The 10,728-nt window shown below is 69.8% G+C and carries 5 protein-coding genes; all 5 read left to right on the top strand.

Annotated elements, in window-relative coordinates:
- Window positions 1–1,498 (top strand): OmpL47-type beta-barrel domain-containing protein (locus ACNAW0_RS28850; RefSeq protein ID WP_416291191.1); only part of this gene is annotated, 1,498 nt, incomplete at its 5' end.
- 20 nt (window positions 1,499–1,518) lie between these two features.
- A complete protein-coding gene (locus ACNAW0_RS28845; protein ID WP_416291190.1) occupies window positions 1,519–2,484 on the top strand; it encodes a sugar phosphate isomerase/epimerase family protein in 966 nt (321 codons plus the stop codon).
- Window positions 2,481–3,686: a multicopper oxidase domain-containing protein gene (locus ACNAW0_RS28840; protein ID WP_416291189.1), complete on the top strand. Its 1,206-nt coding sequence runs from the start codon at window positions 2,481–2,483 to the stop codon at window positions 3,684–3,686. Before ACNAW0_RS28845 ends, ACNAW0_RS28840 begins: the two co-directional genes overlap by 4 nt.
- A gap of 180 nt (window positions 3,687–3,866) precedes the next feature.
- Window positions 3,867–7,928 carry a ThuA domain-containing protein gene (locus tag ACNAW0_RS28835; RefSeq protein ID WP_416291188.1) on the top strand — a complete coding sequence of 1,354 codons (4,062 nt, stop codon included), beginning with the start codon at window positions 3,867–3,869 and terminating at the stop codon, window positions 7,926–7,928.
- Window positions 7,929–7,977: 49 nt separating this feature from the next.
- Window positions 7,978–10,728 (top strand): hypothetical protein (locus ACNAW0_RS28830; RefSeq protein WP_416291187.1); only part of this gene is annotated, 2,751 nt, incomplete at its 3' end.

The raw sequence follows: 10,728 nt of genomic DNA, 5'->3' as shown, positions 1-10,728 counted from the left end.
GACCCCGCCCACGGTCACCGCTTCCGTGACCGGCCAGCGGGACGCGAACGGGGCGTACGTGGGCGGCGCGACGGTGACCCTGACCGCGTCGGACGCCGACTCGGGCGTGGACCGGGTCGAGTACTCCCTCGACGGGCAGCCGTACGCGGCCTACACCGCGCCGGTCACCGTCAACCAGGTCGGCTCGCACACGGTCAGCTACCGGGCCACCGACAAGGCCGGCAACACGTCGTCGCCGCAGCAGGTGTCGTTCACGGTCGTCGACCCGCCCGCCCCGGACACCACCCCGCCGACCGTCACCGCCGCCCTCTCCGGGCAGCTCGACGACAACGGCGCGTACGTGGGCAGCGCCACCGTCATCCTCGCCGCCACCGACAGCGGCTCGGGCGTGGACCGGGTCGAGTACTCGCTCGACGGCGGCGCCTACACCGCGTACAAGGCGCCGGTCACCGTCGACCGGCCGGGCCAGCACATCGTCAGCTACCGGGCCACCGACAAGGCCGGCAACACCTCCGGCACCGCCTCGGTCACCTTCACGGTGGTCGCGAGCGGGCCGCAGCCGGAGTGCGTCAAGGACACCCGGCCGACCGTCTGGCTCGGCACCGTGGACAGCGGCGTGCCCAACCGGGTCGTCGAGGGCGACTGCACCATCAACAACGTCATCGAGGACGAACGCGACTGGCCCAACCACGGTCAGTTCGTCTCCTACGTGACCTCGGTCGCCGAGCACCTGCACCACCTCGGCGTCATCAGCCACCAGGAGCACGGGAAGCTGGTCAGCGCCGCCGCCCGCTCGGGCGTCGGCAAGCCGGACACGAAGAACGGCTACCAGCCGATCCTCGACAACACGGCCGCGTCGTTCGGCAAGTGGCAGCAGGTCGGCGCGGGCGGCTTCACCCGCAACGCCGACGGGTCCGTCACCAGCAAGCCGGTGCCCGGGCTCGGCATGCTCTGGTACCCGGTCTCCGCGTACGGTGACTTCTCCCTGAAGCTGCAGTGGCGTGACGACGCCCCGGGCGACGGCCGGGCCAACAGCGGCGTCTTCGTCCGCTTCCCGGACGTGCGCCACCACCCGGCGGAGCCCCGCCCCGAGTGGGTCGCCATCAAGTACGGCCACGAACTGCAGATCCTCGACCGGCCGGACGGTGACCAGTACAAGAGCGGCTCGGTGTACGGCTTCGACAAGGTCGACCTGGCCGGCGCGGGCGTGACTCCCAAGGGCACCTGGAACGACTACGAGATCCGGGTGGTCGGCCAGCACTACTCCATCTTCCGCAACGGAACGCTGATCAACGAGTACGTCAACGTTCCCGACGCCGTCTTCAGCCCGCCGCGCGCGGATGACCCGGGCGGCGCCGGGCGGCAGAACTCGACCGGATACGTCGGGCTGCAGAACCACGGGACGAACGACGTCATCAGCTTCCGCAACGTTCGGATTGCTCCGCTGACCGCGTGCTGCCCCGACGGCGCGGCGGGCGGCGCGAACTCCTGCTGCTGAGCGAGCGAAAGGTAATCACCATGGCAAGAAACAGGATCGACCGTCGTACCCTGTTGCGGGGTCTCGCCGGCTCCACGGTCGCGGTCAGCGCGGCCAGCCTCGCCGGCGCGCTGCCGGCCGGGGCCGACCAGGGGGGTCAGGGCAAGCTCATCCCGCAAGGGCACCTGGGCATCCAGCTCTACAGCGTCCGCGACAAGATCGCCCAGGTCGGCTTCGCCGCCGTCTTCGAGGAGCTGTCCCGCATCGGCTACCGGGAGGTGGAGTTCGCCGGCTACACCCAGGGCTCGGTGGGCGCGATCACACCGGAGCAGATCCGCCAACTGCTCGACGACAACGGGCTGAAGGCGGCCGGAAGCCACCGCGGGCTCAACGATTTCCGCAGAAACCTGGAGTGGGAGCTGGACGTCGCCGAGGTCCTCGGCATGCCGGCGATCGGCACCGCGGAGGCGCCCACCGGCAACCGGACCATCGCCGGCTACCAGGCCGCCGCCGCCGAGTTCAACGCCTGGGGCGAGGCCGCGGTGGCCCGGGGCATCAAGCTCTACCAGCACAACCACACCATCGAGTTCAGCTTCGCGACGGACCGTCCCGACGTGCGGCTGTACGACCTCTTCCTGGAACTGACCGACCCCCGGTGCGTGTTCCTCGAGATGGACATCCTGTGGGCGTACGGCGGGGCCCGGAAGTACCCGGGGTTCCGGCCGGTCGACTACGTCAACGCCCATCCGCACCGCTACCCGCTGTTCCACGTCAAGGACGGCGTGCCGCTGCCCAACCCGCAGCAGGGCAACTCCTACCAGGACGTGGAGTTCGGGGCGGGGGTCATCCCGTTCAGCGAGTTCTTCGGCGACCTCAAGGGCCGGGGCCGCTTCGAGTTCCTCTGGGAGCAGGACTCCGCGCCGAGTGCCCAGCCCAACCCGCCGGGCTCGCTGGGTGCCGCCGAGCGCAGCTACCAGCGCATGGTCGAGCTGCGGGGTGCCCGATGAGCGCCTGGCGGCTGGTGGAGGACGGACCGACCCCGGAGCCCGGGTCGGCGGTCGGGCCGACGACCGAGGCTACCGGGCCCCTGGGCGGCCGGCCCGAACGCCCGCGTACCGGCGCCCGGCGGATGCTGGTGGTCGCGGCGGTCGTGCTGCTCACCCTGGTCGGCGCCGGCGGGTTGGCCGCCGCTGGCACCGGGATGTTCGCCGAGAAGCCGGAGGGCTGCGCCAAGCCCGACCGCAGCATCCAGCTGTACGCGGTGGAGCTGCCCAAGGACGGCAACCAGATCCGGCTCGGCTACGGCCTCACCCCGGAGACGGCGTCCTACCCGGGCCCGCTCATGGAGATGATGGAGGGGGAGTGCCTCGCCATCACCCTGCACAACCAGGTGTCCGCCGAGACCCTGGCCGCGCTGCGGACCGATCCGGCCCACCCGCTGGGCGTCTCCCTGCACGTGCATGGGGTCAAGTACACCCAGGACTCCGACGGCACCGTGCAGAGCGGGTCGTACGTCCCGCCGGGTGGCACCCGTACCTACACCTGGTACGCCCAGCCGCGTAACAACAGGACCGGGGCGCAGGGCACGGCCGGCTACTGGTGGTATCACGATCACGTGGTGGGCGGACCGCACGGCACCCAGGGTCTCTCCGCCGGCCTCTTCGGCGGCGTGGTCGTCCGGCGTCCCGGCGACCCGAAGCCGGATCGCACCTACACGGTGGTCTTCGGTGACCGGCAGAGCATCAACCTGCGTCGCTTCGAGGCCACCGATACCTGCACGGAGGTGAACCCGCAGCCCGGCCCCACCTGCCTGGTCGCCCGCAAGGGGGAGCGGGTGGAGTTCGTCGTGGTCGGCATCGGCAACGACATGCACACCTTCCACCTGCACGGGCACTCCTGGGCGGACACCCGCACCGGGGTGATCAGCAACAACGGGCAACCCTTCGTCGACTCCATACCGATCGTTGACAACAAGACGCTCGGCCCGGGCGACTCGTTCGGGTTGAGCGTGGTGGCCGGCGACTCGGTCGGACCGGGGCACTGGATGCTGCACTGCCACATGCAGTTCCACTCCGACGGCGGCATGTCGACGATGCTGCACGTCCTCGACGAGAACGGGAACATGCCGCCCGGCATGGACCACCAGCACGCCGGTGCCGGTGCCGCCCCGGCGACCGCCACGGACGGCGGCGAGCACCAGCACAACTGACCGGTCCGGTGGCTGCCGGATTGTCCCAGCACCGGCAGCCACCGGACCACCCCACCGATACCGCCGCACTGGCCGCCCGATCCGGGTGGCGCAGCGGCCACGTACGTCCGGTGAACGTCTCACCTCATCGGCAGATGGACGACCCGGAAGAACCTGTCCCTCAATCCAGGAGGAGTCGAGATGGCTGACAGACGCCATTTCCGGTTCTCCCGATGGGTCGGACGCCTCCGCGCCGACTCGACGGGATCCACCACACCCCCACCACCCACTCAGGCCGTACCACGTCGCGCCGGCGGGCCCCGACGCGTCGGCGCCCTGGCCTCCAGCGCTGCCCTGGCGCTCGGCGTGCTGGCCCTGCCCGCCCAGGCCGCCGCCCCCGCGGCAGCGGCCCCCGCCGAGGCCGCAGCCGCGGTCAAGGTGCTGGTCTTCCACGGCGCGGTGGACAAGCAGGACGACCCGGTCGCCCAGGCCACCGCGACCATCCGGAAGATGGGCGCGCAGCAGGGCTTCACCGTCGACGACTCGGCCGACCCGGGTGTGTTCACCCTCGGCAACCTGGCCCGGTACCGGGCCGTGGTGTTCCTCTCCGCCAACGGCGTCACGCTCAACGACACCCAGGAGGCCGCCTTCCAGGCGTACGTGAAGGGCGGTGGCGGCTTCGTCGGCGTCCATGACGCAGCGCGCGCCCAGCCGACGTCGTCCTGGTTCACCGGCCTGATCGGCACCCGCCCCGCCGACAGCATCCCGCCCGGCGAGAAGGTCGTGGAGATCAGGGTAAACGGGGAAAACCCGCCGAACGAGACCAAGGCCCAGCTGATCGACGGGAACAACAACACCAAGTGGTTGGCCCGCGGGAACACGGGGTGGGCCGAGGTGCGGCTGGAGAAGCCGGCCGCGATCACCCGCTACGCGCTGACCTCGGCCAACGACTTCGACGACCGTGACCCGAAGAACTGGACGCTGCAGGGCTCCCAGGACGGGCAGAACTGGGTCGACCTGGACAAGCGGTCCAATGAGACCTTCCCGCAGCGGTTCCAGACCAGGGAATTCAAGTTCGAGAACAGCACGGTGTACCCTTGGTACAAGCTGGACATCACCGCGAACAACGGTAACAAAGACATCCAGCTAGCCGAGCTGCGGCTGCTCGGCCCCAGCGCGGGACCTGCCCCGGAGAGCACGGTGCAGCAGGCGGTCGTGGACGTTACGGACCGGCAGCACCCGGCCAACAAGGGCCTGCCGCTGAACTGGACCCGCTCCGACCAGTGGATCAACTGGAACCCCAGCCCGATCGGCAAGGTCCACACCATCGCCCAGGTCGAGGAGCGCACCTACAACCCGGGCCTGGCCGGCAACGGCGCGTTCCACCCGGTCTCCTGGTGCCAGGACTACGACGGCGGCCGGTCGTTCTACACCGGCATGGGCCGGACCGAGGCGAGCTGGACCGGTGACCAGCAGTTCCAGGGCCACCTTGCCGCGGCCATCAAGTGGTCGGCCGGCCTGATCCGCGGCGACTGCCAGGCCACCATCGCGTCGAACTACCGGATCGACCGGCTCACCGTCACCAACCAACCGGGCCAGCTCGACCAGATCGGTGAGCCGCACGGCCTCACCATCGCCCCCGACGGCACGGTCTTCTACATCGGCAAGGCCGCCTGCCCGAGCGGGCCGATCGTGAGCTGGGACGACCCCAAGGTCGGCCTGGGCTGCGGCACCATCCACCAGTGGGACCCGAAGACCAAGCAGGTCAAGCTGCTCACCACGCTCGATGTGGTGGGCAACCGGGGCAGTGGTAGCGAGCTGGTGAAGAACGAGGAGGGTCTGGTCGGCATCACCCTGGACCCGAAGTTCGCGCAGAACGGCTGGGTCTACGTCTACTGGATGCCGCACGAGTCGATCGACCGGGACACGCGGATGGGTAAGCGGACCGTCTCCCGGTTCACCTACGACGCCGCGAAGCAGACGATCGACCAGGGCACCCGCAAGGACCTCCTCAGCTGGGACACCCAGATTCACAGCTGCTGCCACGCCGGTGGCGGGATGACGTTCGACGAGAGCGGCAACCTCTACATCGGCAGCGGTGACAGCAACTCCTCTGGTGGCTCCAGCGGCTACTCCGGCAACAACTGGACGCAGGACTACAAGGGCGTCTCGTTCCAGGACGCCCGGCGTACCGCCGGCAACACCAACGACCTGAACGGCAAGATCATCCGGATCCACCCGGAGTCGGACGGCACGTACACGATCCCGGCCGGGAACCTCTTCACCGGCAAGGAGGAGGGCGGCGGCAAGACCCGCCCGGAGATCTACGTGATGGGGGTGCGTAACATCGCCCGGATCGCCTGGGATTCGGTCAACCACTGGCTGACCGCGGCCTGGGTGGGCCCGGACGCCGGCGCCCCGAGTGCGGACCTTGGCCCGGCGAAGTACGAGACCGCCACGATCATCACCTCGGCGGGCAACCAGGGCTGGCCGTACTGCATGGGTAACCGGCAGCCCTACCGGGACCGCAGCAACACCGACGCGAACGTGCTGACCGGCTGGTACGACTGCGACCACCTGAAGAACGAGTCGCCGCGTAACACCGGCCTGGTCAACATCCCGCCGGCCCGGGACAACATGATCTGGTACTCGCCGCAGGGCGGTGGCCCGGTCTTCCCGAAGCGGACCGACGGCAGTGGGCTGCCCTCGTACGTCCTGGGCGAGGAGACCTTCACCCAGCCGTACCTCAAGGGCGGCGGTCAGGCCATCATGAACGGCCCGACCTACCACCGGGACCAGGTCGACACCAACAGCGGCGTCGCCTGGCCGGCGTACTGGGACAACAAGTGGTTCATGGGTGACGAGTCCAACGCCAACAACCGGGTCGCCGTCACCGTCGACCCAACGAAGGTCGCCAGTGCCGGCCCGCCGGCGTTCGGCGAGGACCTGCGCCAGATCATCCGCTCCGGCAGCGGCGCCAACCAGCTCCAGGCCTGGATGGACGCTAAGTTCGGGCCGGACGGCGCGCTCTACATGCTGGACTACGCGGGCGGCTTCTTCAGCCTGCACGCCAACCAGAAGCTGATCCGGGTCGCGTACACCGGTGGCGAGGCGACGCCGCGGCCGAGCGACGCCACCTGGCAGGCCGTCACGCCGAGCCAGCCGAAGGACATCGCGTTCTCGGCGGCCCGGGCCGGTGGCGTGGCGTGGGAGTGGAACTTCGGTGACGGCAGCGCGCCGTCGCGCGAGGCAAACCCCACCCACACCTACGCGGACTACGGCACCTACGAGGCCACTCTGAAGGTGACGTACGCCGACGGTCAGGCGTCCACCGCCAAGATCAGCGTCACCACGGGCTGCCCCGCGCCGGACGGCCGCAAGACGGTACAGATGCTGGACACCGACACCGGCGTGGCCAACCACGAGGCCGGCGGCGGCTGCACGATCAACGACCTGATCGACGACGAGCGGAACTGGTCGAACCACGGCGACTTCGTCAGCCACGTCGCCCACGTGGTCAACGACCTGCGTGCCGGCGGCATCGTGGACACCCGGGAGGCGCAGAAGCTGCAGACCTTCGCCTCCAAGTCGGAGATCGGCAAGGTCGCCGGGTACCGGTCGCTCTTCGACGGTACGGCGGCGTCGCTCGCCGACTGGCGGCAGGCGCCCAGCGGGTCGTTCAACCTGCGGCCCGACGGGACCATCCGCAGCTCGGGCGGGCTCGGCATGCTCTGGTATGCCAAGGACGAGTTCGCCGACTTCTCGCTGCGGCTGAAGTTCCGGGACGTCTCCGCCGGCACCACGTACGCCAACAGCGGGGTCTTCACCCGGTTCCCGGACCCGCGGACCCCGCTCGACCAGCGACCGGCCGGCAGTTGCGGCACGGTGGGCTCGGCCCGCACCTCACAGGCGTGGGTGGCGATCTACTGCGGCCAGGAGATCCAGATCTACGACGGGCCTACCGGCGAGGTGCAGAAGACCGGGTCGATCTACAACTTCGACCCGAACAACCTGGACCAGGCGGGGGTGACCCCGAAGGGCCAGTGGAACGACTACGAGGTCCGGGTGGTCGGACAGCGCTACACGATCATCCGCAACGGCGTGGTGATCAAGGAGTACGACAACACGCCGGGCAAGGCGTCGTCCCGTGCCGGTGACCCGCCGACCGACCTGCGTCAGTTCCTCAGCGGGTTCGTCGGGTTGCAGAACCATGGCACGAACGACCTGATCGAGTTCCGCGACGTACGGGTCCGCTCGCTGTAGTCCGATCGGCACCCACGCAAGCGGAAGGGCCACTTCCCGGAAACGGGAGGTGGCCCTTCCGCCTGTGTACGGCAGCTTCGTGCGGTCCCTTCGACAACGTGCGGGATCGGTCAAGCCGTCCCCAAACGGGCCATGTAGGTATGGAATCCTTACCAGGTCGGACCGTATCGGAAACGTGCGATGCGACCTAAGCGTTTCCGTTTTGGAACGATGTTGTGGCAGGTCATGGGCGTGCGCGGGGTTGCCAGGACAGCCGGGGTGGAGTTGGATCGGCTGTGGAAACGATGCCACATCTCGGGGGCTCGAAGTGCCAGCCATCAGCCAGATCCTGCTTATCGGTCATACCCACCACGATGTCGGCTACACCAACAGCCCACGCATAGTGGACGAGCACCACCGGCGCATCGTGGCGGAGGCGCTGCGACTCGGCGAGGCCGACCCGACGCCCGGTCCCGCCCAGTTCCGCTGGACGTTCGAGGTCGCCCGCCCGGTCCTGCGCTTCCTCGCCGAGGCCGATCCGGCGGAGGTCGAGACGCTGCGGCGGCTCGTGGCCGAGGGTCGCATCGCGGTGACCGGTGGTTATCTCAACATGACCCAACTGCCGTCGGACTTCGAGTTCGGCGCGGCGTACGACGCCGTGGACACGCTCCGGGCCGCCGGGCTTCCGGTCCGCACCGTGCAGCACGGCGACGTGAACGGGATCGCCTGGGGAACCGTCGAGGCGATGCGTCGGGCGGGCATGTCCAGGCTGGTGATGGCGCTGAACCCGGATCATGGGCGCGCGCCGTACGAACAACCGACCGGCTTCTGGTGGGAGGGGCCCAGCGGATCCAGGATCTTCGTCTGGCTGTCCACCCACTACGGCATCGGCGAGGAGTGGGGGATCATCGACGGTGACGTGGCCGCCGCCGAGAAGCACATCGCATCCTTCGTCGACCGGCTGGCGGCGCGCCCGGACTATCCGTACGACGTCGCGGTGGTCCACGCCGCGAACGACAATCGCTGGCCGACGCCGCTGTTCCTGGACGTCGTGCGGCAGTGGAACGCCAGGCGCGGCCGCCCGCCGATGCGTACCGCGACCATCGACGAGGCCCTCGACCTGCTGGAGTCGCAGGCCAGGCGGGCGGACATCCCGGTCGTACGCGGAGAGTGGTCCGACTGGTGGGCGCACGGCCACGGTTCGACGGCCCGGGAGGTCGCCGTCTACCGGGAGGCACGCTCCTTCGCCCGGGCGGCCCAGACGAGCCTCGGGCTGGCGCTGCTCCGGAAGGCCGGCACGCCCGCCCTCGCGCACGTCGTCGGCTACCGGCGGGGCCCGGTCCGACTCCGCGACGAGCGGGAGGTGGTCGCCGACCTGGCCCGGGTCGACGAGGATCTGCTGCTGTTCGGCGAGCACACCTGGGGCTCCTGGGAGACCTACTCGAAGCCGCACTCGACGTTCAGCCACTCGCACTGCAACGCCAAGGCCGGGTACGCGTACCAGGCCTACGATCTGGCCCGGGACCTGGCGATCGAGGGGATGTTCCGGCTCGCCGCGAGCGTGCCGGAGACCGCTGCCCGCGAGGGCGTACTCGTGGTCAACCCGACCGAGCGGGAGCGCGTCGAGCCGGTCGACGTCGAGCTCGACGGCGGGTGCCGAGGTCGGCTGATCGCCCGGGCGCCGGCCTTCGGGGTGGCGCTGCTGGCGACGCCCGGGCCGCTGACCGGAGGCCGTGCCGGCCGGGAGATCACCAAGGGTCGGTACCGGGCGATCATCGACCCCGAACGGGGTGGGGTCGTGTCCCTGACCGACCTGCGGGACGGCCGGGAACTGGTCGACCAGGACGTTGCGCACGGGCTGGGCGCGATCGTCGTCGAGGCCATTCCGGCGGACTGTGATCACCCGATGGTGACGAACTCACCCAGGGACTTCCATCCCGACTTCCCCGGCCCTGACTTCGAGCGGCACGTCGCCCGGGGCGACGCCGAGCCCGAGATCGCCGAATCGGAGGATCTCGCGACGATCACCTGGCGCGCCACCCCGCCCGGTTTCCCGGAAGCCACCATGGCGCTCACCCTCTACCGGGAAACGGACGTCGTCGATCTCGACGTGCACCTCGTCAAGCCGGCGCGGCTGGAGCCGGAGAGCATCTTCGTGGCCTTCCCCTTCGCGGTGGCCGACCCGGAGTTCCTGCTGGAGACCCCCGGGGCGGTGTACGCGGCCGGGACGGAGCAACTCCCCGACACCAGCATGGACTGGTACTCCATCCAACACGCGATCGGCGTGACGAACCAGCGCCACGGCGTGCTGTGGGGCAGCTTCGACGCCCCGCTCGTGCAGGTCGGAGGTTTCCACACCGGATCGTGGGCGCGCACCCTCAGCGTGACCGGCGGGCAGGTGAACAGCTGGCTGATGAACAACCTGCACTTCACCAACTTCCAGGCCAGCCAGGACGGGACCCGGCGCTACCGCTACCGGTTCGCCGCCACCGGATCCGCGGTGACCCGCGAGCAGGTCCGGGTGTATGGCCGGAACCTGCTCGAACCGCTCCAGGCGAGGCAGTACGCCGGCCCGGTCGCCGCCGGGGGCAGTGGCCTGCGGGTCGAGCCGGCGGACCGGCTGCTCGCCGAGGTCCGGCCGGTGGGCGACGGGGCGGTGCGGGTACGCCTGCGCAACATCGGCGCCGAGCCGGTGGAGGCGAAGGTCAGCTGGGACGGCCCCGGGGTGACCGGGGACGAACCGGTCACCGTGCCCGGGCATGGCGTGACCGACGTGACCGTTACTGGCTCCATGGTCGGATATCAGCAATCCCAGCCTTTC

Origin of the sequence: Micromonospora sp. SL1-18, from assembly GCF_047921505.1 — a bacterium.
GTDB lineage: Bacteria > Actinomycetota > Actinomycetes > Mycobacteriales > Micromonosporaceae > Micromonospora.
The sequence above is the reverse complement of the archived record's forward strand: the minus strand, read 5'-3'. Positions and strand labels throughout refer to the sequence as shown.

Bases quoted from the DNA above. Each gene is read 5' to 3' on its own strand.
- ACNAW0_RS28845 (WP_416291190.1), top strand. From the start codon at position 1,519: ATGGCAAGAAACAGGATCGACCGTCGTACCCTGTTGCGGGGTCTCGCC.
- ACNAW0_RS28840 (WP_416291189.1), top strand. From the start codon at position 2,481: ATGAGCGCCTGGCGGCTGGTGGAGGACGGACCGACCCCGGAGCCCGGG.
- ACNAW0_RS28835 (WP_416291188.1), top strand. From the start codon at position 3,867: ATGGCTGACAGACGCCATTTCCGGTTCTCCCGATGGGTCGGACGCCTC.